The 23124-nt window shown below is 68.8% G+C and carries 21 protein-coding genes; 18 read left to right on the forward strand and 3 right to left on the reverse strand.

What is annotated here, in order from left to right; all coding sequences use genetic code 11:
* Genes secY through NHL51_RS01610 form a run of 4 tightly spaced genes read left to right on the forward strand, consistent with a single transcriptional unit; the run spans nt 1 to nt 3651 of the window.
* Entirely contained in the window at nt 1–1323 is a 1323-nt protein-coding gene (gene secY, locus NHL51_RS01595; protein ID WP_434141289.1) for a preprotein translocase subunit SecY, read from the forward strand.
* Nucleotides 1320–1904 (forward strand): adenylate kinase, encoded by a 585-nt coding sequence (locus tag NHL51_RS01600; protein ID WP_434141291.1) that lies wholly within the window; start codon nt 1320–1322, stop codon nt 1902–1904. Before secY ends, NHL51_RS01600 begins: the two co-directional genes overlap by 4 nt.
* 2 nt (nt 1905–1906) lie before the next feature.
* Nucleotides 1907–2749: a type I methionyl aminopeptidase gene (map, locus tag NHL51_RS01605; RefSeq protein ID WP_434141293.1), complete on the forward strand. Its 843-nt coding sequence runs from the start codon at nt 1907–1909 to the stop codon at nt 2747–2749.
* Nucleotides 2750–2754: 5 nt separating this feature from the next.
* On the forward strand, nt 2755–3651 hold the full coding sequence (locus NHL51_RS01610; protein ID WP_434141295.1) for a polysaccharide deacetylase family protein: 897 nt from the start codon (nt 2755–2757) through the stop codon (nt 3649–3651).
* A 15-nt stretch (nt 3652–3666) separates the two neighbouring features.
* Here NHL51_RS01610 and NHL51_RS01615 read toward each other — a convergent pair whose 3' ends face one another.
* On the reverse strand, nt 3667–5103 hold the full coding sequence (locus NHL51_RS01615) for a PucR family transcriptional regulator (RefSeq protein WP_434141297.1): 1437 nt from the start codon (nt 5101–5103) through the stop codon (nt 3667–3669).
* A 197-nt stretch (nt 5104–5300) separates the two neighbouring features.
* On the opposite strand from NHL51_RS01615, the gene NHL51_RS01620 reads away from it, so the two are divergent.
* From NHL51_RS01620 to rplQ, 9 genes are all read left to right on the forward strand, one after another.
* Entirely contained in the window at nt 5301–6608 is a 1308-nt protein-coding gene (locus tag NHL51_RS01620) for an MFS transporter (protein ID WP_434141299.1), read from the forward strand.
* A gap of 79 nt (nt 6609–6687) precedes the next feature.
* Nucleotides 6688–8322, forward strand: coding sequence for an amidohydrolase (locus NHL51_RS01625; RefSeq protein WP_434141301.1), 1635 nt, complete (start codon nt 6688–6690; stop codon nt 8320–8322).
* Nucleotides 8323–8325: 3 nt separating this feature from the next.
* Nucleotides 8326–9324 (forward strand): agmatinase, encoded by a 999-nt coding sequence (speB, locus tag NHL51_RS01630; protein ID WP_434141303.1) that lies wholly within the window; start codon nt 8326–8328, stop codon nt 9322–9324.
* 135 nt (nt 9325–9459) lie between these two features.
* Entirely contained in the window at nt 9460–9681 is a 222-nt protein-coding gene (gene infA, locus NHL51_RS01635) for a translation initiation factor IF-1 (RefSeq protein WP_017885304.1), read from the forward strand.
* Nucleotides 9682–9749: 68 nt separating this feature from the next.
* Nucleotides 9750–9866 carry a 50S ribosomal protein L36 gene (gene rpmJ / locus NHL51_RS01640; RefSeq protein WP_132201997.1) on the forward strand — a complete coding sequence of 39 codons (117 nt, stop codon included), beginning with the start codon at nt 9750–9752 and terminating at the stop codon, nt 9864–9866.
* Between the two features lie 185 nt (nt 9867–10051).
* Nucleotides 10052–10420 carry a 30S ribosomal protein S13 gene (rpsM, locus tag NHL51_RS01645; protein ID WP_434141306.1) on the forward strand — a complete coding sequence of 123 codons (369 nt, stop codon included), beginning with the start codon at nt 10052–10054 and terminating at the stop codon, nt 10418–10420.
* Between the two features lie 48 nt (nt 10421–10468).
* Nucleotides 10469–10867, forward strand: a complete 399-nt coding sequence (gene rpsK, locus NHL51_RS01650; protein ID WP_053352811.1) for a 30S ribosomal protein S11 — start codon at nt 10469–10471, stop codon at nt 10865–10867.
* Between the two features lie 117 nt (nt 10868–10984).
* On the forward strand, nt 10985–11971 hold the full coding sequence (locus tag NHL51_RS01655; protein WP_434141309.1) for a DNA-directed RNA polymerase subunit alpha: 987 nt from the start codon (nt 10985–10987) through the stop codon (nt 11969–11971).
* A 46-nt stretch (nt 11972–12017) separates the two neighbouring features.
* Nucleotides 12018–12521 carry a 50S ribosomal protein L17 gene (rplQ, locus tag NHL51_RS01660; protein ID WP_434141311.1) on the forward strand — a complete coding sequence of 168 codons (504 nt, stop codon included), beginning with the start codon at nt 12018–12020 and terminating at the stop codon, nt 12519–12521.
* Between the two features lie 232 nt (nt 12522–12753).
* Here the strand turns inward: rplQ and NHL51_RS01665 are convergent, their stop codons facing one another.
* Nucleotides 12754–14823: an acyltransferase family protein gene (locus tag NHL51_RS01665; protein ID WP_434141313.1), complete on the reverse strand. Its 2070-nt coding sequence runs from the start codon at nt 14821–14823 to the stop codon at nt 12754–12756.
* Between the two features lie 141 nt (nt 14824–14964).
* Between NHL51_RS01665 and truA the strand changes: the two genes are divergently transcribed.
* The 5 genes from truA to NHL51_RS01690 all read left to right on the forward strand — a co-directional run bounded on the left by truA (nt 14965) and on the right by NHL51_RS01690 (nt 20949).
* Nucleotides 14965–15861, forward strand: coding sequence for a tRNA pseudouridine(38-40) synthase TruA (truA, locus tag NHL51_RS01670; protein WP_434141315.1), 897 nt, complete (start codon nt 14965–14967; stop codon nt 15859–15861).
* Between the two features lie 10 nt (nt 15862–15871).
* Entirely contained in the window at nt 15872–16606 is a 735-nt protein-coding gene (locus tag NHL51_RS01675) for a MazG nucleotide pyrophosphohydrolase domain-containing protein (RefSeq protein ID WP_434141317.1), read from the forward strand.
* Between the two features lie 36 nt (nt 16607–16642).
* The gene (hisS, locus tag NHL51_RS01680; protein ID WP_434141319.1) at nt 16643–17950 is read left to right on the forward strand and encodes a histidine--tRNA ligase; all 1308 of its coding nucleotides are present in this window, start codon (nt 16643–16645) and stop codon (nt 17948–17950) included.
* Between the two features lie 73 nt (nt 17951–18023).
* Nucleotides 18024–20318 carry a bifunctional alpha,alpha-trehalose-phosphate synthase (UDP-forming)/trehalose-phosphatase gene (locus NHL51_RS01685; RefSeq protein ID WP_434141321.1) on the forward strand — a complete coding sequence of 765 codons (2295 nt, stop codon included), beginning with the start codon at nt 18024–18026 and terminating at the stop codon, nt 20316–20318.
* Nucleotides 20319–20385: 67 nt separating this feature from the next.
* Complete coding sequence (locus tag NHL51_RS01690) at nt 20386–20949, forward strand: TetR/AcrR family transcriptional regulator (RefSeq protein ID WP_434141323.1); 564 nt, start codon at nt 20386–20388, stop codon at nt 20947–20949.
* A gap of 12 nt (nt 20950–20961) precedes the next feature.
* On the opposite strand, the gene NHL51_RS01695 is transcribed toward NHL51_RS01690, so the two are convergent.
* Nucleotides 20962–23028 (reverse strand): FAD-dependent oxidoreductase, encoded by a 2067-nt coding sequence (locus tag NHL51_RS01695; protein WP_434141324.1) that lies wholly within the window; start codon nt 23026–23028, stop codon nt 20962–20964.
* Between the last annotated feature and the right edge of the window lie 96 nt (nt 23029–23124).

The raw sequence follows: 23124 nt of genomic DNA on the forward strand, positions 1-23124 counted from the left end.
TTGTTCAGCGCCATAGGACGGATTTTCCGTACGCCTGATCTCAGGCGGAAGATCCTCTTCACGCTCGCCATCGTCGCACTGTTCCGGCTCGGCTCATTCGTGCCGACGCCCTTCGTGCAGTTCGACAACGTCCAGTCGTGCCTCGCCGCGAACCAGGGCGGCACCTCGGGCCTGTACGAGATGATCAACATGTTCAGCGGCGGTGCGCTGCTGCAGCTCTCGGTCTTCGCGCTGGGCATCATGCCGTACATCACCGCATCGATCATCGTGCAGCTGCTGCGCGTGGTCATCCCGCACTTCGAGGATCTGCACAAGGAGGGCCAGGCCGGCCAGGCCAAGCTCACCCAGTACACGCGATACCTCACCATCGCCCTCGCCGTGCTGCAGTCGACGACGCTCATCACGGTCGCGCGCTCGGGGCAGCTCTTCGGCTCCGCCGCCAACCAGGCCTGCCAGAACCTGGTGGCGCAGGAGTGGTGGGCGGTGCTCATCATGATCCTCACGATGACCGCCGGCACCGGCCTCATCATGTGGTTCGGCGAGCTCATCACCGAGAACGGCATCGGCAACGGCATGTCGCTCCTCATCTTCACCTCGATCGCCGCGACCTTCCCGAACGCGCTGTGGGTCATCAAGCAGTCCGAGGGCTGGGAGGTCTTCTTCCTCGTCATCGGCGTCGGCCTGCTGGTCGTATGCGCCGTGGTCTTCGTCGAGCAGTCGCAGCGCCGCATCCCGGTGCAGTACGCGAAGCGCGTCGTCGGTCGCCGCACCTACGGCGGCTCGAGCACCTACATCCCGATCAAGGTCAACATGGCCGGCGTGATCCCGGTCATCTTCGCCTCGGCGATCCTCTACCTGCCGATGCTCATCGCGCAGTTCAATCAGCCGAAGATCGGCGAGGACCCGAAGGGCTGGGTCGTCTGGATCCAGAACAACCTCGTCTACGGCGATCAGCCGCTGTACATGCTGGTATTCTTCCTGCTGATCATCGGCTTCACGTTCTTCTACGTACAGATCACCTTCAACCCGGAGGAGGTCGCGGACAACATGAAGAAGTACGGCGGCTTCGTCCCGGGCATCCGCGCCGGCCGTCCGACGGCCGAATACCTCAACTACGTGCTCAACCGCGTCACGAGCGCCGGGTCGCTGTACCTCGGCGTGATCGCTCTGATCCCGCTCATCGCCCTCGCCTTCTTCGGCGCGAACCAGAACTTCCCGTTCGGCGGGGCCTCGATCCTCATCATCGTCGGTGTGGGGCTCGAGACGGTCAAGCAGATCGATGCGCAGCTGCAGCAGCGTCATTACGAAGGGCTTCTCAAGTGAGCGAAACCACCACCCGACTCCTCATCATCGGCCCGCCCGGCGCGGGCAAGGGCACGCAGGCCGGCCGCATCGCCGAGGCCTACGGCGTCCCCGCGATCTCCACGGGCGACATCTTCCGCGCGAACATCAAGGGCGGCACCGAGCTCGGCAAGCGCGTGCAGGCGATCATCGAGAGCGGCGAGCTCGTTCCCGATTCGCTGACCAACGAGATCGTTCAGGATCGCCTCGGTGCGGACGACGCCCAGGGCGGCTTCCTGCTCGACGGCTACCCCCGCAACGTCGAGCAGGTGCACGCCCTCGACGGCATGATCGACGGCGACGCGCTCGACGCGGTCGTGCTGCTCGAAGCCGACGTCGACGAGGTCGTCTCGCGCCTCCTGAAGCGCGCCGAGATCGAGGGCCGCGCAGACGACACCGAAGAGGTCATCCGCCACCGCCAGGACGTCTACGCGGAGCAGACGGCACCGCTCGTCGAGCTCTTCACGGAGCGCGGGATCCTCGTCGCCGTCGACGGTCTCGGCACTGTCGACGAGGTCGCCGAGCGCATCGCCGCCGGCCTCTCGGCCCAGCTGGGACGCTGAGCATGGCGCGTCGGGGGCTACTGCGCCGATCGATCTACAAGTCGCCGGCCCAGCTGCGGCTCATGATCGAGCCGGGGCGGGCCACCGGCGCCGCGCTCCGCGCGATGCGCGAGGCGGTGCGGCCCGGCATCACGCCGCTCGAGCTCGACGCGATCGCCGAAGATGCGATCCGCTCGCTCGGAGGCGCTCCGAACTTCATGCTCGAGCCCGGATATCGGCACACGATCTGCGCGAACGTGAACGCCGACGTGGTACACGGCATCCCGACCGACCGCCCGCTCGTCGACGGCGATATCGTCTCGCTCGACGTCGGCGCGGTGATCGGCGGCTGGAACGGCGATGCGGCGATCACCGCCGTGCTTCCCGACCCGCGCGACGCCGAGCGCACCGCGAGCAACACGAAGCTCAGCGAGGTCACCGAGCAGGCGATGTGGCGCGGGATCGCGACGCTCGCCCGCGCCACCCATTTGAACGAGGTGGGCACGGCCGTCTCGCAGTACGTGCGCAGCCACAGCGACTTCGGCGTGCTCGAGGACTACATCGGGCACGGTATCGGACGCAGCATGCACGAGGATCCGCCGGTCTTCAACGTGCCGGTCGCCCGCAAGGGTCCCGAGATCAAACCCGGCCTCGTCGTCGCGATCGAGCCGATCATCTCGGCCGGCACCATCGATACGGTCATCCAGAACGACGACTGGACCGTGACGATCGCCGACGGTTCGATGAGCGCGCAGTGGGAGCACAGCGTCGCGGTGCACGAGAAGGGCATCTGGGTGCTGACCGCAGACGACGGCGGCGCCGCCGGCCTCGAGCCGCTCGGCATCACCCCCGTCCCGATCCCCTGATCGAAGTGACCGCCGGGGGAGTCCCACTGACGAGGCGGAGCCTGGTCATCGGTTCCGTCGGTCTGCTGCTCGTCGGTTGCTCCCCGGAAGCGCCCGCCGACGTGCGCCCACGACCCGCTACGAGCACTCCGGCGCCGTTCGCTACACCGGAACCCGAACCGACGCCCGAGCCCGATCCCGTGCTCGAGACGCCGCCGCAGCCCGATGTCGAAGCAGTGATCGCCGCGCATGAGGGCCTGGCCCCGACGCAGTGGGGCATGCACTTCCCGGGCGTCGTCGGCACGGGGGTCGACGCCGGGAGCGCACAGCCCGGTGCGGTGCATCTCACGCTCGACGCGTGCGGCGGGCCCACCGGCTCGGGCTACGACGCCGCCCTCATCGACGGACTCGTCCAGGCCGGGATACCGGCGACCCTGTTCCTGAACCTCCGATGGATCACCGCGAACCCCGATCTCGCGGCGCAGCTCGCGGCGAACCCGCTCTTCTCCATCCAGAACCACGGCGCCCTGCATCGCCCGCTGAGCGTGACCGGCGCAGCGGCCTACGGCATCGCGGGCACGGCCAGCGCCCGGGAGGCCGCGTACGAGGTCTGGGAGAACCATCTCGCGATCGAGAACCTCGCCGGGGTCGCACCGCGCTGGTTCCGCCCCGGCACGGCGCACCTCGACGATGTCGGCCTGAGCATCGCGGCCTCGCTCGGCGAAGGCATCGCCGGCTTCGCGGTGAATGGAGACGGGGGAGCGACCCTTCCAGCAGCAGCCGTCACGGGCGAACTCCTCCGATGCGCGGGCGGCGAGATCGTGATCGCGCACATGAACCAGCCCGGCTCGGGCACCGCGGCAGGGATCCTGCAGGCCATCCCGCAGCTGCAGGCCCGAGGTCTGGCCTTCGCCGCGCTGTGATCCGCGCCGTCGGAATCACCTGCGCGCCTCGGAGGCGCGATAGGCCCAGAGCCCGATGCGTAGATCTGCCAGATCAGCGAAATCCAGAGGGTTCTTGCCGACGATGCTGTGAATGCGCGAGAGTCGGTGCCGCACCGTATTGATGTGCAGGAACTCCGCCTGCGCCGTCGCCTTCAGCGAACCGTTGTGCGCCATGAACGCTTGAAGGGTGCCCAGGAGGTCGCGCCCGCCGCGCACTTTCGGGTCGAGCAGTGGGCCGATGAGCTGATGGACGAACGGAGCGAGGAGCCCGGGCGGCTGCTGCTCGAGCAGGGTTTCGATAGTGGTGAGGCTCTCGGGTCCGCAGACGCGGCCCTGCTTGCGGGCGACCCTGAGGGCGGCACGGGCCTCGAGGATGCCGCGCTGCAGCTCGGGCTGCTCGATCGCGCTGCTGTATCCGCACACCAGCCCGAGTCTCTGCGCGATGCCGTGAGCGTCCGTGGGAGTCGCGGAAGCGACGAGGAGCTCGTCCCCGGTATCGGCGATGAGCCCGGATCCGAACTGCTCGACCAGCAGATGGAATGTGCCGCGGGGCCAGGCGGATACCGAGAGCGGAGCATCTTCCATGCCGCCGCTCGCGAGATCCGCGGCGAGGGAGCCCGGGCGGGCCAATCCATTCGCTACCAGCGTGAAGAGCTCCCCGATGCGACGCGATTGCTGGCGCAGCTTCTCGAACTCGTTGCGGTGCGCGACCTGCAGCACGCGCCCGATCTGGTGCAGGGCTCCGGTCTCGAGTGCTGGATGCGAATCATCGGGGGCCCAGAGCAGCGACTCTTCCGCGTTCAGCCGTACCCGATGCACGGATCCTGAGTCTTCGGGCGCGTTGAGGAGTTCGCGCGCAGCGTGCTCCTGCAGCTCGCCCCGGTGCCAGAAGAGGAATCGGCCGCCGAGAGCGCGTTCGCATTCCGTGATGAGCTCCGAGGTGAGCGCTCCTCCTTGGAGCAGCGTGAGCATCCCGGCGATGATCTGGTCATCGCGCTCTGTAGCGGCGGTATGCAAGCGCAGGCGGTCGTCGGCGAGTCTCACGCTGATCTCCGTGAACGGCGTTCCCGTCGCCATCTCCACCAGAGGCATGCCCGCTCTGCGGCACTCGTCGATGAGGGGCGTCGGGGCGTGCAAGTGCACCTCGCCGAGGCCGAGGCAGATCGCGACAGCTCCCGCACGGCTGACCGCATGCACGAAGTTCGCGCAGTTCGCGGCCGATGTCAGGGCCGTGCCCACCGTGCAGATGAGCTCGCCAGCGCGCACGTACGGGCTCGGGTCGATCGCCTCGGTAGTGTGCACATCGGTGATCATCACCGTCGCGGGCGGTTCAGAGGTGAGCACTGCCGTGATGTTGAGCCCTGGCTCGGCGAGGAGCGCCGAGAGCGGTTTCCCGGGCCAAGGGTCCAGCGGGGATGAGTCGTCGATCATCGGGCTCCTTCTCATTCCTCGTGGGGGCGGCGCAGCCGCCCCGCTTGCGCCGCTGATTGTATGTTCGCACAATAAACGCCGCTGTTCGATAGCACTCATCCAATCTGCTGCTGTTTCGCTTGTCGGATCGTCGTGTGGGTTCGCATAATGTTGCCGTCCGCATATTTGCGTCCGCTCAATGTCGAGTCAGGAGAATGATGAGTGAAACGAAGAACCGCACGACGCCTCGTCTCGCTGCAGGCGCCGCGCTCGCCGGCACCAGTATCGAGTGGTACGACTTCTTCATCTACGCCACGGCAGCGGCTCTCGTGTTCAGACACGTGTTCTTCCCGCCCGATATGAACCCCACGATAGGGCTGATCGTCGCCTTCGGTACCACCTCGTTCGGTTACCTAGGACGGCCGATCGGCGCACTGCTGTTCGGCTATCTCGGCGACCGGATCGGGCGCAAGCCGATCCTCGTCGCAACGCTCCTGCTCATGGGTATCGGCACGGTCGGTATCGGTCTGCTGCCGAGCTACGAGACTGCGGGCCCCATCGCGCCCCTGCTGCTCGTAACGCTGCGCCTCGTGCAGGGCGTCGCGATGGGCGGTGAGTGGGGCGGTGCCGCATTGCTCGCGGTGGAGCACGCACCGCAGGGGCGACGCACCTTCTACGGCTCGTTCGTGCAGCTCGGCTCCTCGGTCGGCGCCACCCTGTCGTCGGTGATGTTCTCGGTCTCGGAGCACATCGGAGGAGGCCTGCTCGAAGGCTCCTGGCGCATCCCCTTCCTCATGTCCGCCGTGCTGCTGGTGCTCGGCCTGATCATCCGGCTGAAGGTCGCGGAATCGCCTGAGTTCACCAATACGGCTGCGCTGGGGATCCTCGTGAAGAACCCGGCGAAGGAGGTCATCACGCGGATGCCGCGACGGCTGCTCATCGGCATCGGTGCGATGTTCATCGCCACGGGCGGATACTACGTGACGTCCTCGTTCTTCCTCGCCTACTCGACGGACGAGGCCGGGGTGCCGATCGATCTCGTGCTGAACGCACTCATCATCGCGGGGCTCTTCGAGATGGCGTTCATGCCGCTCGCCGGCCTTCTGGGCGACAAATGGAAGGCCCATTACGTCGTGGTCGTCGGGCTATCGGGAATCGCGATTCTGTGCGTCCCGCTGTATCTGCTCGCGCACACCGGGTCCATGTTCATCATCACGGCGATGCTGTGCGTCATCGCGCTCTGCACTGCCTTCAACTACGGCCCGATGGCGAGCATCCTCGCGCAGCTCTTCCCTGTGAATGTCAGGTACTCCGGTACCTCGCTCGCCTATCAGGGAGCCGCGCTCACCGCCGGCGTCGTCACGCCGATCGTGCTGCCGACGCTGCTGGGCATCGCGAACGGCTCTCCGTGGCTGATCTTCGCCTACCTCGCCGTCTTCTGCGGAGTATCGATCCTGAGCGTGCTCGCCATTATGCGCCTGCACGACAAGGGGCGCCGGGAAGCGGCACCGGACGTGCATGGCTGAAGCCGGGCGGGGAGCACAGGGCGCACTGATCCGCCCATCATCCATCGATGAATCGCAACACTCGAGAATGGAACCTCTGATGAGCATGGTCGAGACGCTGTTCGTGAACGGCACGATCCGCACCGTCGAAGACGTGGTGGCCGCCGACGCAGTACTCGTGAGGGATGACCGCATCATCGCGGTCGGTACGGAAGCCCAGTGCAGAGCCGCATCGCTGAGGCCACCGGAAGTCATCGATCTCGACGGCGGCACCATGCTCCCCGGATTCGTCGATGCGCATTGCCACCCGTTGATGCTCGGGCAGTTCGATTCGTGGGTCGATTGCAGTTGGAACGCGGCGCCATCGGTCGAGGATGTCGTCGCGCGACTGCAGGAGCAGGCGCAGTCGCAGCGGACCGGCCCGGTGCGGGGCGAGGGGTTCCATCACGGCAATGTCGCCGAGGGGCGCATGCTGACCCTGACCGACCTCGACCGCGTCGCGAGCGACCGGGAGGTGCTCGTTTTCCATTCGAGCGGGCACGGCGCGATCGTCAACTCCTGGGTGCTGCAGCAGGCGGGCGTCACCGAAGACACACCGGACCCCGATGGCGGGCACTTCGGGCGCGATGGGTCCGGCGCGTTGAACGGCGAAGTCTGGGATGCCGCCGCCGACGTCCTGACGGGCGCGGGCGGCGTGAAGATCGCGAACAACGGACCGAACTTCCATCTGCCTGAGGGGCTCGCGGAGCTCGCCGATCATCTCGGCGAGGCTCAGTCGCGCTTCCTCTCAGCCGGAGTGACGACCGTGGTCGACGCGCAGGTCACAGCCCGGGAGCTGCGCGCCTACTTCGCGCTCCGACGTCGGGGCGAGCTCACCATGAGGGTCGAGATGCTCGTGATCTCGAGCCTGCTGGACCAGATGGAAGCGCTCGGACTCGGCGACCGGCTCGGCGACGATCTGCTCGCATTCTCCGGGATCAAGCTCTATGTCGACGGCGCGCTCACCGGCGCCACAGCGCGGTTCAGCGAGCCCTACTGCTGCTCGACGGAGGACTTCGGCTATTACTACCATTCCCCGGAGGAGATCTCGGAGCTCATCGCGCGGGCGGACCGGCTCGGCTTGCAGACCGCGACGCATGCTCAGGGCGACGCGGCGATCGAGGTCGTGATCGACGCGCACGAGGTGATCCGTGCTTCGGGGGGACGCACCGATGCGAGGCACCGCATCGAGCACTTCGGAGCCCCGACCTCCGAGCAGGTGCGCCGCGTCCAGAAGCTCGGATTGTGGCCGGTCACGCAACCGCAGTACATGCGCCGCTACGGCGAGGAGCTCTCGAAGGCGCTCGGCGATCGCGCGCAGCGCCTGTGTCCGCTGGGGGAGATGCGCGACAACGGGGTGCCGCTGGTCCTTTCGTCAGATGCGCCCGTCTGCCCGCCCGACCCGATGGAGGCGGTGTGCACGGCAGTCGCCCGCATGACTTCGACGGGAGAGGTGCTCGGCGGCCCGGAGCTGCGATTGACGGTCGCCGAGGCGATCGAGGCGCACACGCTCGGCGCGGCGAGATCGATCCATCGAGAGTCATCGGTCGGGTCGATCGCTGCGGGGAAGCTCGCGGATCTCATCGTGCTCTCCGCCGATCCCTATGCCGTTGCACCAGAAGCGCTGATGCAGATCGAAGTTCTCGAGACCTGGGTCGGCGGGCATCGCGTATTCGAACAAGAGAGAGGGAACTGAGCCATGGATGATTCGAAAGACCGGAGCAGCGCGAGGCCAGCGCCCGTCGGGCAGGTCGACGGACAGGTCTCGCCGCGATATGCGGGCTTCACGACGTTCGCGCGTCTGCCGCGCATCGACGATGTGCAGGCGCACGATGTTGCGATTGTCGGCGGCCCCTTCGATGCCGGGGTGACATTTCGGCCAGGAGCCCGCTTCGGACCATCGGCCATCCGCGAGGCATCGCGACTGCTCAGGGCGTACAACCCTGCGCAGCAGGTGCACCCATTCGACCAGGTGCAGGTCGTGGACGCCGGCGACATCGCCTGCAATCCGTTCAGCATCGAGACGGCGATCGACGAGGTGCAGGCCGGGCTCGCAGAGCTGATGGGCGGCGAGCAGCGCCCCTATGTGCTCCTCGGCGGCGACCACACGCTCGCGCTGCCGTCGCTGCGGGCCGTTCATTCGGAGCATGGTCCGGTAGCGCTGGTCCATTTCGACGCCCACCTGGACACCTGGGGCACCTACTTCGGAGCATCGATCACGCACGGTTCGCCATTCAGGCGGGCCTCCGAAGAAGGCCTAATCCGCAAGGATCGCTCAGCGCATGTCGGCATCCGGGGGTCGATCTACCAGCCGGAGGATCTGGAGGATGACGAGCAGCTCGGATTCACCATCATCCACTGCCGCGACTTCGACAGGATCGGCGCCGAGGGCGCGCTCGAACGCATTCGGCGACGGGTCGGTGACGCACCGGTGTACATCTCGATCGATATCGACGTGCTCGACCCGGGCTTCGCGCCGGGCACCGGCACCCCCGAGGCCGGAGGGATGACTTCGCGCGAGCTGCTCGAGATCCTGCGCGGCATGAGCGACCTGCACATCGTCGCAGCCGACATCGTCGAAGTCGCGCCCGCGTACGATCACGCGTCGATCACCGCAGTCGCGGCATCGAACCTGGCGTATGAGCTCGTGAGCATCATGGCGACGCAGTCGAACCGGGCGCGAGGCGCGAACTCCTGAGGGAACGCGTGCTTGCGCGAGCGGGATCGCCGGTGTAGAGTAACTCTTTGGTGCTTTGCGCCTGTTTTCGTGTTCTCGAAAACGGTGCCGAGCATTCGCAAGACCAGTACATCCTACTCAAGCGATAGTGAGGCTATGGCGAAGAAAGACGGCGTCATCGAGATCGAGGGCCAGGTCGTTGAGGCACTGCCCAACGCCATGTTCCGTGTCGAGCTGACCAACGGTCACAAGGTACTCGCTCATATCTCGGGCAAGATGCGGCAGCACTACATCCGCATCCTCCCGGAAGATCGCGTAATCGTGGAGCTGACGCCCTACGACCTCACGCGCGGTCGCATCGTCTACCGCTACAAGTAGGCCGCTGGAAAGTAACGACTCGCGGCATCCCGCGAGTACGAGGACAGCGAACCACTAGAGGAAACATCATGAAGGTTAAGCCCAGCGTCAAGCCCATCTGCGATCACTGCAGGGTCATCCGTCGCCACGGCCGCGTCATGGTCATCTGCAAGAGCAACCCGCGTCACAAGCAGCGCCAGGGCTGATCCCCTCGCCGCTCGCGCTTCCCGGCCTCGGCCGGAAACGCGGACGCACCGCTCTCGCAGAGCAGACAAGTCAATACTCACAGCGCATCGAAGAAGCCGAGCCCAGCGGGCGCGGTGGACACCTCGGGCGGAGGCTCGAACCCCCGATGCGCACCACACCTCCACAATCCGCAAGGAGAGCCACCATGGCACGTCTCGCAGGAGTCGATATCCCGCGCGATAAGCGCGTCCAGATCGCACTGACCTACATCTACGGCGTCGGCCGCACGAGCGCACTCAAGGCGCTCGCCGACACCGGCATCGACGGCAGCATCCGCGTCAAGGATCTGACCGACGATCAGCTCGTCGCGCTCCGCGACTACATCGAAGGCAACTTCAAGGTTGAGGGCGACCTCCGCCGCGAGGTCGCAGCCGACATCCGCCGCAAGGTCGAGATCGGCAGCTACCAGGGTCTTCGCCACCGCAAGGGCCTGCCCGTGCACGGTCAGCGCACGAAGACGAACGCTCGTACCCGTAAGGGCCCGAAGCGCACCGTCGCCGGCAAGAAGAAGTAATCGCCGGTTCACTGACCGAACACACAGAGCTTTTCAGGAGAATACTCAATGGCTGCACCGAAGACGGCGGCTCGTAAGCCGCGTCGCAAGGACAAGAAGAACGTTGCAGTGGGCCAGGCCCACATCAAGTCGACGTTCAACAACACGATCGTTTCGATCACGGACACCACCGGTGCTGTGATCAGCTGGGCCTCCTCGGGCGGCGTCGGCTTCAAGGGCTCGCGCAAGTCGACCCCGTTCGCCGCGCAGCTCGCCGCAGAGTCGGCTGCCCGCAAGGCGCAGGAGCACGGCATGAAGAAGGTCGACGTTTTCGTCAAGGGTCCCGGCTCGGGCCGCGAGACCGCGATCCGTTCGCTCCAGGCTGCAGGCCTCGAGGTCGGCTCGATCAATGACGTCACCCCGCAGACGCACAACGGCTGCCGCCCGCCGAAGCGTCGTCGCGTCTAACCAGCACGCGTGTGCGATTGAGCGCGGTCGGGTCACCGGCCCGCCGCGCTCCGTCGCAATTCCTCATTCCCGATACCGCATGAGTCATATAGCGGACTCCAGCGAAAGGACACCACCGTGCTCATTGCACAGCGCCCCACTCTGACTGAAGAATCGATCTCCGAGTTCCGTTCGCGCTTCGCCATCGAGCCCCTCGAACCGGGCTTCGGCTACACGCTCGGCAACTCGCTGCGTCGCACGCTGCTCTCCTCGATCCCCGGCGCCGCTGTCACCAGCGTCCGCTTCGAGGGCGTTGCCCACGAATTCACCACGATCCCCGGCGTGACCGAGGACGTGACCGAGATCATTCTCAACATCAAGTCCCTCGTCGTCTCCAGCGAGCACGACGAGCCGATCACCGCCTACCTGCGCAAGACCGGTGAGGGCGAGGTGACCGCCGCCGACATCTCCGCTCCCGCTGGTGTCGAGGTGCACAACCCCGAGCTCGTCATCGCGACGCTCAGCGACGCGGCCCAGTTCGAGCTCGAGCTGACCATCGAGCGCGGCCGCGGCTACGTCTCGGCAGCCCAGAACCGCAACGAAGACGCAGAGGTCGGCCGGATCCCCGTCGATTCGATCTACTCGCCCGTACTGAAGGTCACCTACCGCGTGGAGGCCACGCGCGCCGGTGAGCGTACCGACTTCGACCGCCTCGTGGTCGATGTCGAGACGAAGCCCGCCATCAGCCCCCGCGACGCCATCGCGTCGGCCGGTTCGACCCTGGTCGAGCTGTTCGGCCTCGCACGCGAGCTGAACACCGCCGCCGAGGGCGTCGAGATCGGCCCCGCGCCGGTCGAGGCGGCCACCGAGGGCGAGCTGTCCATCCCGATCGAGGATCTGGACCTCTCCGTGCGCAGCTACAACTGCCTCAAGCGCGAGGGCATCAACACGGTGAGCGAGCTCGTCGCGCTCTCCGAGGCGCAGCTCATGAACATTCGCAACTTCGGTCAGAAGTCCGTCTTCGAGGTGCGCGACAAGCTCACCGAGATGGGCCTCTCGCTGAAGGATGCCGTGCCCGGTTTCGACGGCGCGCAGTTCTACAGCTACGAAGACGACAACAACTAACGATCCGGCCGTCACCGACCCGATCGCACATCCACTGGAGTAAACAATGCCGAAGCCCAACAAGGGCCCCCGCCTCGGAGGCGGCCCCGCTCACGAGCGCCTGATGCTGAACCAGATGGCTGCGCAGCTCTTCGAGCACAAGCGCATCCAGACGACGGAGACCAAGGCCAAGCGTCTGCAGCCCGTCGCCGAGCGCCTCGTCACCTTCGCGAAGCGCGGCGACCTGCACGCACGCCGTCGCGTCATGCGCCAGATCCTCGACAAGTCGGTCGTGCACGAGCTCTTCACCGAGATCGCACCCCTCGTCGAGAACCGTGAGGGTGGCTACACCCGCATCATCAAGACCGGTTTCCGCAAGGGCGACAACGCTCCCCTCGCAGTGATCGAGCTCGTTCTCGAGCCCGTGAACCCGAAGCCGAAGAAGGCTGCTGCGGCTCCGGCCGAAGAAGCACCCGTCGAGGCCGAGGTCGTCGAGGAAGAGGTCGCCGAGACCGAAGCCGCCGAGACCGAGGCTCCCGCTGAGGAAGCCGCCGAGGAGAAGGCCGAGTAAGGTCTTCGTCCCGTCGCACGAGCGAACGCCCCGCGCATCCGAGAGGAGACGCGGGGCGTTCGTCGTTGTACGCGGCGTCCGGTGCGGCGCGGGCGTTTCGGACCAGGCGGCGCGACGACTGGAGTGGCGCGGCGCCTCAGAATAGCTGCGGCACGGTACTCCGGCTATACGGCGGTCGCGGGGCTATACGGCGGATCCTGCGCGGCATGCAGTGGGCCCTGACGGCCTGGAATCAGCGGCGGGGGATCGCGTAGCCGAGCGCCTCGCCGGGCTGCTGCAGTGCGTCGAGCGCCTGCTGCACCGACGCCGCGTAGATCGCGCCGCCGCTCGGGTTGGGATGGATGTCATCGCCCGCGAGTGCGCCTTCGACGCCGGTCACAGACCCTTGCCAGTCGGCGACGACGACGCCTCGATAGCTCGCAGCGAAGCTCTCGAGCGTCTGGTTGACGCCGGGAATCCAGTCGCGTTCGCCGTACGCGTTCACGAGCACGATGAGGCGCGTCCCGGCGAGGCGGTGCAGTTCTTCGAGCTCCTCGGGGTCGACGGTGCCGTTCGTGCCGAGCCCGACGACGACCACGGAACGCAGTGCGCCCTGGTCGGCCTCCTGCTGCGCCAGACCGACGCCCGGTCCCATGCCGCGCGAGACGGCGGCGTCGATGGCGATGCCCGGGAACGCCTCGGTGAGCTCGGGGAGGCTCGCGAGCATCACGGAGTCGCCGATCGCCGAAATATCGGCCCCCTGCGGCGCCACCGGCGGGAGCGCCTTGCGGCATTCCTCGGCAGAGCGTTTCGCGTCGGTGTCCTTCGAATCAGAGCTCTTCGCGTCGGTGCTCTTGGCGTGGGTGCTCTCGGCGTCAGCGCTTCGGGTGCCGGCGCCCGCGTCGCTCTGCTTCTGGTCGCCGGCGTCCTGCGCATCGCCCTTCGCGGCGGAGGCACCGGCGGAATCGCACGCGTGGGCATCGGCGTCGGCACCGGATGCGGCGTCGGCACCGGTATCGGCGCCGTCGGCCGCGCCCTCGGCCTGCTCGTCGAGCGCAGCTTGGCCGCGCGCGATGGCCTCCGCGGCGGTGCTCAGCGACGGGGCCGTCGCGATCGTGTACGCGGTCGCGGGCACGGTGACGACGAGCAGTGCGGCGAGCACTGCGGCGACGGTGCGGTTGCGGCGCGTACTGATCTTGAACGTGCAGAGCTTCTTCAGCGTGGCGCGCAGGCCGAGGCTCCTGATCGGCTGCTCGACGTAGCTGTACGAGAGCGCGGCGAGCGCGATCGTCACGGCGAACGTGAAGACGCCGGTCACCCAGGGCTCGAGCGCACCCGCGAACGCCGCGCCGAATACGATCAGCAGCGGCCAGTGCCACAGGTAGATGCCGTATGAGCGCTCGCCCACCCAGCGCATCGGCAGGATGTCGAGCGCACGCCCCGCCCACGCCCCCGGGCGAGTGATCGCGCAGACCACCACGATGGCGGCCGCGGTCGCCAGCTGGAAGCCGCCTTGGAAGCTCTCGGGGCTGGCCTCGTCGAGGTCGACCGCGAGCCAGCCGAGCACCGCCAGGCCCGCGAGCGCGATCGCGAGGATGCCGAGCTGGCGCATCACGCCGAGTCGGCGTGCCGGCGGTGCGTCCGGCGAGCGGTGCAGCAGTGCGGCCGCACCGGCCCCGAGCAGCAGGCCGAACGTATGCGTGTCCGACCCGAAGTAGATGCGGGTCGCGTCGGCGCCGAGCATCGACATGATCGCCATCCACGCCGCGGAAGCGCTGCCGAGCCCGAGCAGTACGGCGGCCCGGCTCCACCGGCCGCGCATGCGGAACAGCAGGAGCAGCAGCAGCGGCAGCACGATGTAGAACTGCTCTTCGATCGCGAGTGACCATGTATTGCGGTACAGCTCGGGGTTGTCCCTCGCGAAGTAGTCGGCGCCCAGAACGATGTAGACCCAGTTGCTCACGAAGAACGAAGCGCCCGCGATCTGCTTGCCGATCGAGACGAGGATGTCGCCGCCGACGAGTCGGGCGAGCGACGTGCAGACGAGCAGCACCAGGGCGAGAGCCGGTAGCAGACGCCGAGCTCGGCGCCGCCAGAAGTTGATCAGGCCGATGCGCCCCCGGGCGTCGAGCTCGCGCAGCAGTAGCGAGGTGATGAGAAACCCGCTGATCGCGAAGAAGACGTCGACGCCGAGGAAGCCGCCCGGCAGCAGCGTCGGCCAGAGGTGGTACACGAGCACCAGCCCCACGGCGACCGCGCGCAGCCCGTCCAGTCCGCCGAACCTCGCCGTCGCGATGTGCTGCGATGTGGCTCGGTCGGGCATGCAGGGGGCCTTTCAAGGGGTGCGTCGGGGCGGCCGTCCGGCCGCGGGCATACCGGGACATTGTACGCGGGTGTGCTGACAGAGCCGGTCCGGCTCCGGGGCAGGGGCGTCGGGCGAGGCGCGATCTGGCAGGATCGAAGCGTGACCCCAGAGAACATCAGGCTCCGTTTCGATCTGTCGTACGACGGCACCGACTTCTCGGGCTGGGCGGTGCAGCCCGGGCTGCGCACGGTGCAGGGGGAGCTCGAGCGGGCGATCGCCGTGCTGCTGCGCACCGACGCCGTGCGGCTCACGGTGGCCGGGCGCACGGACGCGGGCGTGCACGCACGCGGCCAGGTCGCGCACCTCGATGTCACGCCCGAGCAGTACGCGAGGTGGCAGGGGCGCGGCTCATCGGCCGGCACGGATCGGGCGGATGCCGAACTGCGCGCCCGCCGGCTGAACGGCGTGCTCGGGCGCAGCGCCCCCGACGCGGTGGTGCACTCGGTGCGCGCGGTGCCCGGCGCGTTCGATGCGCGCTTCTCGGCGCTGCGGCGTCGGTACGAGTACCGACTGCGCGATCAGCGGTCGCGGCGCGACCCGTTGACGGCGCGCTTCACTGCAGATGTGCCGAGGCGCCTCGATGTCGCCGCGATGCAGCGGGCCTCGGACGAACTGCTCGGGCTGCAGGATTTCACGACGTTCTGCAAAGCCCGTGAGGGCGCGACGGCCGTGCGCGAGCTGCTGCGCTTCGACTGGCGCATCGCCGACGACGGCGCGATCGTCGCGGCGATCGAGGCCGATGCGTTCTGCCACTCGATGGTGCGGGCCCTGGTCGGAGCCGCGGTCGCGGTCGGCTCGGGGCGCATCGACGGGGCCGAGGTGCCGGTGCTGAGGGATGCGCGAACGCGCACGAGCCGGTTCACGGTGATGCCGGCGCACGGGCTGAGCCTCGAGGAGATTGCCTACCCGGCCGATGAGGATCTGGCGGCGCGCGCCGAGCAGACGCGGGCCCGGCGCGATGGGCTTCCCGGGGACCTCCCCGGCGCTTCGCTCTAAGGTGGAAGGCATGGGCTTCGAAGCAGAAGGTGATGAACCGGCGACCGAGACGAGCATCGAACCGGGCGGCGACCCTCTCAGACGCGCGCAGGCCGTCGTGCGGCGCATGGTCGAGCCGGGCGGCTGCGCCTGGCACGAGGAGCAGACCCACGAGAGCCTGACCCCGTTCCTCATCGAGGAGAGCTCGGAGTTCGTCGACGCCGTCGAGCGCGGCCTGCCCGCCGACGAAGTGCGCTCGGAGCTCGGCGACGTGCTCTACCAGGTGCTCTTCCATGCGGCGATCGCAGAGCGCGACGGCGAGGGCTACGATCTCGACGAAGTGGCAGGCAGCCTCGCCGACAAGCTGATCGCCCGCCATCCCCATGTCTTCGGCGACCGCGGGTACATGACGGTCGAAGAACTGCATGACGAATGGGAGCGCCTGAAGGAGGACGCGGCGGGCGAGGAGCGCGGGTCGCGCGGCGCGCTCGACGGCATCCCCGCCGGCATGCCGACCCTCGCTCGCGCGGCGAAGGTCGTCGAACGGTTGCGACGGGCGCGGCTCATCGACCCGAGCGACGCGGCCGGCCATTCGGACGACCCGCTGGCCGCTGCGATCGGCCCGGACGAGCAGCGCCTCGCCGAGCTCGCGATCGGCGATTCGATGCTCGCCCTCGTCATGCGCGCGAACGCCGGCGGCATCGACCCCGACCGGGCCCTGCGCCTCGCGGTCGACCGCCTCGCCGAGCGCACGGCCGGCGAGTAGCGGCCGCCGGGGCAGCGCCGTGAGAGAATGGCGGTCATGGCCAATGTGAACCCGCCGCGCGGCATGCGCGACTTCCTCCCTGCTGACAAGGCCCGGCGCGAGCACGCGCTCGGCGTGATCAGAAGCGTCTACCGGGCGCACGGATTCGACGAGATCGAGACGCCGGTGGTCGAGGATTACGGACGGCTCCACGCGGGCCTCGGCGGCGATAACGAGAAGCTGAGCTTCTCGATCCTGAAGCGGGGGATCGGCGCCGAGGCGCTCGCCGCCGCGGCCGAGTCGGGCGACGTCGCAGAGATCGCCGATCTCGGTCTGCGCTTCGACCTCACCGTGCCGCTCACGCGCTTCTACGCCACGCACCGGGCGGAGCTGCCGCCCGTGTTCCGATCGATCCAGATCGCGCCGGTCTGGCGGGCCGAGCGGCCGCAGCGGGGCCGCTACCGCCAGTTCGTGCAGGCCGATATCGATATCATCGGCGAATCGGGGCTGCTCGCCGAGATCGAGCTCGTCACCGCGACGTCGGAGGTCTTCGCCTCGCTCGGCCTCGAGGGCTGCGTCATCCGCGTGAACGACCGCCGCATCCTGTTCGGTCTGCTCGCGCACTGCGGGTTCGCCCCCGCGACGCACGATCACGCGCTTATCGTCATCGACAAGCTCGACAAGATCGGTGCCGCCGGAGTCGTCGAGGAGCTGCGCGGCATCGACTCGACGGCCGCGGAGCGCATCGGGGAGGTGCTCGCCGCCGTCGAGCCCGCGCTCGAGGGCGAGGGCATCGCTCTCGACGGCGACGCCATCCGCGCGGTGCTGCCCGACGGGGCCGCGGAGGAGGGCATCGAGAATCTCGCCGCACTCGGAGATGCGCTCACCGGCTCGTTGCCCGGCGGCGTCGAGGTGCGGTTCGACCCGACGCTCGTGCGCGGCATGGGCTACTACACCGGCACCATCTTCGAGGTCGCCCACCCCGGCTCGGGCAGCTCGGTCGGCGGCGGCGGCCGCTACGACGGCATGGTCGGCCGCTTCCTCGGCCAGGATGTGCCCGCGGTCGGTTTCTCGATCGGGTTCGAGCGGGTCGTCGATCTCGTCTCGATTCCCGGCGCAGACGGCCCCGAATCCGTCGTGCTCGTGTACGACGCGAAGGGCGGCGACGCGATCGCCTCGGCAGACCTCCTGCGGCTCAAGCGCGAGCTCGTCGCACGCGGTCACCGTGTGCGCCTCGAGAAGCGGCAGAAGAACATGAAGACGCTGCTCGCCCGCATTGAGGGCGAGGGGTTCACGAGCTTCGCGAACGCGCGCGCCGGCATCGCCTCGGCAGACGATCTGGAGTGGCGCCCGCTCGGAGGATGACGGTCGTATGACGTGCGGTTCGCCCGCCTCGGGGCGAGCGCGCTACCCTGGCCGTGGAGGCGAGGAGGCGTTCATGAAACCGCGCAAGCGCACACTCAGCGAGGTCGTAGGCCGTCGTGAGCTGGTCATGGTGTCGAACCGATTGCCCGTCGATCGGGTCACCGGCCCGGACGGGGAGGTGACCTGGCGCACCTCGCCGGGCGGGCTCGTCACCGCAGTCGAGCCGATCGTGCGCGAGCTGGGCTGCGTGTGGGTCGGCTGGGCTGGCGTCGCCGATGAGGAGGTCGCGCCCTTCGCGATCGAGACGATGCGTCTCGAACCCGTGCGGTTGAGCGAGCACGAGATCGAGGAGTACTACGAAGGCTTCTCGAACGGCACCCTCTGGCCGCTCTACCACGACGTCATCGCGCCGCCGGAGTTCCACCGCGAATGGTGGGACGCCTATCAAGCGGTCAACCAGCGCTTCGCCGAGCGCGTCGCGAGCAGCGCCGGTCGGGGAGCCATCGTCTGGGTGCACGACTACCAGCTGCAGCTCGTACCGCAGATGCTGCGCGAACTGCGCCCCGACCTCACCATCGCCTTCTTCCTGCACATTCCCTTCCCGCCGGGCAGCCTGTTCGCGCAGCTGCCGTGGCGCAAGCAGATCATGCGGGGCGTTCTCGGCGCCGATGTCGTCGGGTTCCAGCGCGCACAGGACGCGGTGAGCTTCCGGTTCGCCGCCGAGCGCTATCTCGGCACGCCGGTGCTCGGCAACACGTTGGGCGTGCAGGAGGTCGACGGCAGCATGCGCCGCGTGCTCGCGCAGGAGTTCCCGATCTCGATCGACGCCCGGAGCTTCGAAGCCCTCGCCCAGCGTCCCGACGTGCAGCAGCGCGCACGGGAGATCCGCGCCGAACTCGGCGACCCCGAGACCGTTATGCTCGGCGTCGACCGGCTCGACTACACGAAGGGCATCAGGCACCGCTTGAAGGCGCTCGACGAGATGCTCTCGTTCGGCGATATTCCCGCGAAGGAGACGGTGCTCGTGCAGGTCGCGAGCCCGAGCCGCGAGCGCGTCGGCGCCTATCAGCAGCTGCGCGACGACGTCGAGGTGACGGTCGGCCGCATCAACGGCACGCACGGTTCGATCGGCAGCACTCCCGTCGTGTATCTGCACCAGGGCTACGGTCGCGAGGAGATGGCGGCGCTGTACCAGGCGGCCGACGTGCTGCTGGTGACGCCGCTGCGCGACGGCATGAATCTCGTTGCGAAGGAGTACGTCGCGGTGCGCGGCGATGAGCGCGGGGTGCTGGTGCTCAGCGAGTTCGCGGGTGCGGCCGACGAGCTGCGCGAGGCGCTGCGCGTGAACCCCCACGACATCGAGGGCCTGAAGTCGGCGATCCTGCGCGCCGTGCATATGCCGGAGGGCGAGCAGAGTCGTCGCATGCGCGCCCTGCGCGAGGTGGTGTTCCACAACGACGTCGCGCACTGGGCCGACGAGTTCCTGGGCGCGGTGGGCGCTGCCGCCTCGCTCCACGACGTCGCCACGGGCGGCGACGCGATCACCGGGGAGCTCGCCGTGCACCACGCGGCGTTCGTGCCGCGCGGAGTCGCCGAGCGCATCCGGCGCCTCGCCGCGCAGCCGACCCTCACCGTCGCCACCGACTTCGACGGCACGGTCGCGCCGATCGTGTCGCGCCCGCAGGATGCGCGCATCCTGCCGCGGGCGCAGCAGGCCCTCGACGTGCTGAGCCGCGCGCCGGGCGTGCACGTGGTGGTGCTCTCGGGCCGATCCCTGACGGGGCTCGCGGAGACCGGCCTCGACACCTCGGCCTGGACGGTCTCGGGGTCGCACGGCGCCGAACTGTTGATGCCCGGAGCCGCGCGCACCGAGGCGGCGCCCGAACTGTCGGTCGAGGACGCCGAACGCATCGAGGCGCTCGACCGGTTGCTGAAACGGGTGCTCGGCGGCGAGCCCGGTCTGCGCTTCGAGCGCAAGCCGTTCGGCGTGGCGGTGCACACGCGCCAGGTGCGCGACGAGACGCGGGCCGAGGAGCTACTCGAGGCAGCCGTCGGGCTCGCGGCCTCGGCCGGGTTCGCGCATCGCGTCGGCAAGCGCGTGCGCGAGTTCTCGGTGCGCGAGAGCGACAAGGGCACGGCGCTCGCCGCGATCCGCTCCGGGCTGCCGGCGGCGCCCGCGCTCTTCCTCGGCGACGACGTGACCGACGAGGACGTGTTCGCCCGCCTCGGCCGGGATGATCTCGGCATCAAGGTGGGGGCGGGCAGGACGCAGGCCCGCGAACGGGTCGACGATCCCGAGGCGGCCGCGGCCGTGCTCGCGCTGCTCGCGGAGCTGCGCACGGGCACCGTCATCGGATCATCGGAGTAGCACCGGCTGCCGTTCGGCCGGCCCGGCCGAACGGGAGCCGGTCGCTCCGGGCGCTAAGGTGAGACGCATGGCAGCCAATACGCGTGGACGACCCCATGCCTCGTCGCGCGAAGTGCTCGCCGATGCGGCCTGCGAGCTGTTCCTGGAGCAGGGCTACGACGCGACCTCGATCACCGAGATCGCTCGCCGCGCCGGGGTGAGTCGGTCGAGCTTCTTCAACTACTTCGAGTCGAAGCCCGGCATCCTGTGGTTCGTGTTCGACGAGCACGTCGACCGGCTCGAGACGGCGCTCGGCGACGGCGGCATTCCGCTCGCGGCGGCCCTCGCCGGGTTCGGCGACGGTGCGCCGCCCGAGACGCTGGCGCTCGCGATCGTCGACGCCCGCAACATGGGCGTCGAAGAGGAGCTCGCGAGCGGTCGGGCCGTGCGGCAGCTGCGCGTCGCCGGGGCGATCGCCGAGCGCATGGTGCGCGCGGGCGAGGCGCCGATCAGCGCCGAGGTGCTCGCGGCGGGCTACGCAGCGGCGCTCGTCGGAGCGGTGTGGCGCTGGGCCATGCAGGGCGCCGGGCGCCACTCGATGCAGCAGCTCGTCGGCGAGGCGCTCGATGTCGCCGCAGCGCTGCGCGGCTGACCCGGCGGCGTTTCAGAGACGGGCGGCCAGTCGCATGCCCTGATCGATGGCGCGCTTCGCGTCGAGTTCGGCGGCCACGTCGGCCCCGCCGATGAGGTGGCTCGCGATGCCCCGCTCGGCGAGCGCGTCGTGCAGGGACCTCTCGGGCTCCTGCCCCGCGCAGACGACGATCGTGTCGACCTCGACCAGCTGTTCGGTGCGGGCCGGGTCAGCGGCGCCGTCTGCCGTGCCCGCACTGCCGGGAACGCTGATGCGCAGGCCGGCATCGTCGATGCCGAGGTACTCGGCGCCCGCGACCTGGTGCACGCCGCGCCGCACGGCCTCGAGCCGGTGGATCCAGCCGGTCGTCTTGCCGAGGCCCGCACCGAGCTTGCCCGGCTTCCGCTGCAGCATCGTCACCTCCCGGGGCGATCTCGCGGGAGCCGGGGCGGTGATGCCGCCCGGCTGCAGGTGCTCCGGGTCGACGCCCCAGCGGGCGAGGAAGCCGGCGATGTCCGCGGGATCCTCCGGCCCGGTCGCGGTGAGATACTCGGCGACATCGAAGCCGATGCCGCCGGCTCCGATGATCGCGACGCGCTCGCCCGCCTCGACGCGGCCGCGCAGCACATCGGCGTAGCCGACCACGCTCGTGTGCTCGAGACCGGGGATCGCGGGCCGGCGCGGATTCACTCCGGTCGCGACGACGATCTCGTCGAAGCCGGCCTCGGCGAGGTGCGCCGCGTCGACCCGCTGCCCGAGCCATACCTCGACGCCGGTCTCGCGCAGGCGCACGCCGAAGTAGCGCACGGTCTCGTCGAACTCGCTCTTGCCGGGCACTCGTCGCGCAAGGTTCAGCAGGCCGCCGATCTCCTCGGCCGCGTCGAAGAGCGTGACGGCGTGCCCGCGCGATGCCGCCGTCGTGGCGCACGAGAGGCCCGCCGGGCCCGCGCCGATGACGGCGATGCGCTTCGGGGCGGTCGTCTGCTCGATCACGATCTCGGTCTCGTGGGCGGCCCGCGGGTTCACGAGGCAGGAGGTGATCTTGCCGACGAAGGTGTGGTCGAGGCAGGCCTGGTTGCAGCCGATGCAGCTGTTGATGCGCTCGGGGGCGCCCGCCCGCGCCTTCGCCACGAACTCGGGGTCGGCGAGGAAGGGGCGGGCGAGCGCGACGAGATCGGCGCTGCCGTCGGCGATGAGCCGCTCGGCGACATCGGGGGTGTTGATGCGGTTCGCCGCGATGATCGGGATGCCGACGTGCTCGCGCACGCGGCGCGTCACCCATCCGAAGGCGCCGCGGGGCACCGATGCCGCGATGGTCGGAATGCGGGCCTCGTGCCAGCCGATACCGGTGCCGAGCAGCGTGGCTCCGGCCCGCTCGATGAGGCCCGCGAGCGCGAGCACCTCGTCGAGCGGGGCGCCATCGTCGACGAGGTCGAGCATGGAGAGGCGGTACACGATGATGAAGTCGGGTCCGACGGCCGCGCGCACGCGTCGCACGATCTCGAGGGGGAGGCGGCTGCGGTTCTCGAACGAGCCGCCCCAGCGGTCGTCGCGAAGGTTGGTGCGGGGCGCCGTGAACTGGTTGAGCAGGTACCCCTCGGATCCCATGATCTCGACGCCGTCGTACCCGGCGGTGCGGGCGAGCAGCGCGGTGCGCACGTAGTCGTCGATGGTGCGTTCGATGCCGGCTTCGTCGAGCTCGCGCGGCGTCAGGGGGGAGATCGGGGCCTGCAGGGGGCTCGGGGCGACGAGGTCGGGGTGTGCGGCGTAGCGGCCGGCGTGGAGGATCTGCATGGCGATGCGCCCGCCCTCGCGGTGCACGGCGTCGGTGATGAGCCGGTGCGGCGCGATCTCTCCCTCGTGTTGGAGCGTCGCGGCGCCCGGAGTGAGGCGACCGGCCTCGTTCGGCGAGATGCCGCCCGTGATGATGAGCGCTGCGCCGCCGCGCGCGCGTTCGGCGTAGAAGGCGGCCATGCGTTCGAAGCCGCCCGGCACCTCCTCGAGCCCGAGGTGCATGGAGCCCATGATCACCCGGTTCGGCAGCACGGTGAAGCCGAGATCGAGCGGGGCGAAGAGGTGGGGTGCGGTCTGCGCTGACATGGTTCCCTGTCGGTCGGAATCGATGCTTCGAATCTACGGCCGCGGCCGGAGCCGGTCGAACCGTTGGTGGGATTCGCACAATCCAGCGTTTGACGG

The sequence above is a fragment of the Leucobacter sp. gxy201 genome, from assembly GCF_051043335.1.
Classification (GTDB): Bacteria; Actinomycetota; Actinomycetes; order Actinomycetales; family Microbacteriaceae; genus Leucobacter.

Excerpts from the sequence above, each read along its gene's own strand:
- map (WP_434141293.1), top strand. The coding sequence starts at position 1,907 with ATGGCGCGTCGGGGGCTACTGCGCCGATCGATCTACAAGTCGCCGGCC.
- NHL51_RS01615 (WP_434141297.1), bottom strand. The coding sequence starts at position 5,103 with ATGATCGACGACTCATCCCCGCTGGACCCTTGGCCCGGGAAACCGCTC.
- NHL51_RS01620 (WP_434141299.1), top strand. The coding sequence starts at position 5,301 with ATGAGTGAAACGAAGAACCGCACGACGCCTCGTCTCGCTGCAGGCGCC.
- NHL51_RS01625 (WP_434141301.1), top strand. The coding sequence starts at position 6,688 with ATGAGCATGGTCGAGACGCTGTTCGTGAACGGCACGATCCGCACCGTC.
- speB (WP_434141303.1), top strand. The coding sequence starts at position 8,326 with ATGGATGATTCGAAAGACCGGAGCAGCGCGAGGCCAGCGCCCGTCGGG.
- infA (WP_017885304.1), top strand. The coding sequence starts at position 9,460 with ATGGCGAAGAAAGACGGCGTCATCGAGATCGAGGGCCAGGTCGTTGAG.
- rpmJ (WP_132201997.1), top strand. The coding sequence starts at position 9,750 with ATGAAGGTTAAGCCCAGCGTCAAGCCCATCTGCGATCACTGCAGGGTC.
- rpsM (WP_434141306.1), top strand. The coding sequence starts at position 10,052 with ATGGCACGTCTCGCAGGAGTCGATATCCCGCGCGATAAGCGCGTCCAG.
- rpsK (WP_053352811.1), top strand. The coding sequence starts at position 10,469 with ATGGCTGCACCGAAGACGGCGGCTCGTAAGCCGCGTCGCAAGGACAAG.
- rplQ (WP_434141311.1), top strand. The coding sequence starts at position 12,018 with ATGCCGAAGCCCAACAAGGGCCCCCGCCTCGGAGGCGGCCCCGCTCAC.
- NHL51_RS01665 (WP_434141313.1), bottom strand. The coding sequence starts at position 14,823 with ATGCCCGACCGAGCCACATCGCAGCACATCGCGACGGCGAGGTTCGGC.
- NHL51_RS01675 (WP_434141317.1), top strand. The coding sequence starts at position 15,872 with ATGGGCTTCGAAGCAGAAGGTGATGAACCGGCGACCGAGACGAGCATC.
- hisS (WP_434141319.1), top strand. The coding sequence starts at position 16,643 with ATGGCCAATGTGAACCCGCCGCGCGGCATGCGCGACTTCCTCCCTGCT.
- NHL51_RS01685 (WP_434141321.1), top strand. The coding sequence starts at position 18,024 with ATGAAACCGCGCAAGCGCACACTCAGCGAGGTCGTAGGCCGTCGTGAG.
- NHL51_RS01690 (WP_434141323.1), top strand. The coding sequence starts at position 20,386 with ATGGCAGCCAATACGCGTGGACGACCCCATGCCTCGTCGCGCGAAGTG.
- NHL51_RS01695 (WP_434141324.1), bottom strand. The coding sequence starts at position 23,028 with ATGTCAGCGCAGACCGCACCCCACCTCTTCGCCCCGCTCGATCTCGGC.